Below are 1012 nucleotides of genomic sequence, written 5' to 3'. Positions count from 1 at the left end.
ATCCCCCCCCTCCCAACCTGACACCCCTCCCCCACCCCAAGACCCTCCCCACCTACCCGGCAGACGCGAAAGGGGACGCCTCCTCCCACCCTCGGCGGACGTGAAATCTGACGCACCCTCCCTTCCAAGCGCGCACCGGAAAGATCCCAGCTATGTGGAGAGACACCCCTGAATACCTCGGCGAGCTGCTCATCTGGGAGATCGAGGACTACCTCACCGCTCAGACCGCCCAGCCCGAGCGGGCTCGGGTGGCCTTCATCCGACTGGCCGACGAGTGGGCGGCGTCGTCGACCGGGGCCGAACTGGAGACGGGCGGGAGCTTCTACGCGGCCGCCAAGCGCGCGGACTCGCTCGGCATGACGATCCCCGGCGACATGTTCGGCGTGGTCACCCGCGACGAACATCCCGAAATCTCGTGGGCGTGAAAGATCGTGCCCTCCCACCGAGGAGCCCTAGCCCCCACCCATGGCACGCGGAAGCCATGTGCCCTCCCACACCACGCGATGCCCGACTCGCCATTCACAACACCGCCTACCAGCAAGCTCGCAAGCCATGCCGCCACGCCCGAAGTTCCCGGCTCCACCCCGCCAAGGTGAAACCGTGCCCCCTCCCACACCCTTCAGCGCTGTACTCAGCTCCTCACTCCCAAGGTGGAAGCCCCATCCCTCCCTCGGCCTTGGAATTCCCAGCTACCGCCCTGGAGCCGAAGGTCGTGGCCCCTCCCACACCCTGGGGTGCCCAGCACCTCACCCCCATGGCTGCAAACCCCCACTCGCAAGCCTCGGCGCTCCCCACTTCCCGCCTTCACGGACGACTTCCCGCCTTCACGGAGGTGACCGTCATGCCCCCTCCCACACCCCGGAACACTCGACGCCACTCCCAAGACAGCGACCCACGCCCACTCGCCCGCCTCGGCGCTCCCCGACTTTCCGTCTCATGAAGGTGACGGTCCTGCCCTCTCCCACACCCCGGAACACTCGACGCCGCCCCCAAGACAGCGACCCACCCCCAC

At 67.9% G+C, this 1012-nt stretch carries 1 protein-coding gene; it reads left to right on the top strand.

The genetic code is table 11. The annotated features are described in order from the left end of the window. Positions 1–152: 152 nt before the first annotated feature. Positions 153–425 (top strand): hypothetical protein, encoded by a 273-nt coding sequence (locus tag Aple_RS23680; protein WP_155346878.1) that lies wholly within the window; start codon positions 153–155, stop codon positions 423–425. Positions 426–1012: the final 587 nt, after the last annotated feature.

The sequence above is a fragment of the Acrocarpospora pleiomorpha genome (genome assembly GCF_009687885.1).
In the GTDB taxonomy this organism is placed as follows: Bacteria; Actinomycetota; Actinomycetes; order Streptosporangiales; family Streptosporangiaceae; genus Acrocarpospora; species Acrocarpospora pleiomorpha.
This window is presented reverse-complemented; position numbering and strand designations above follow the sequence as displayed.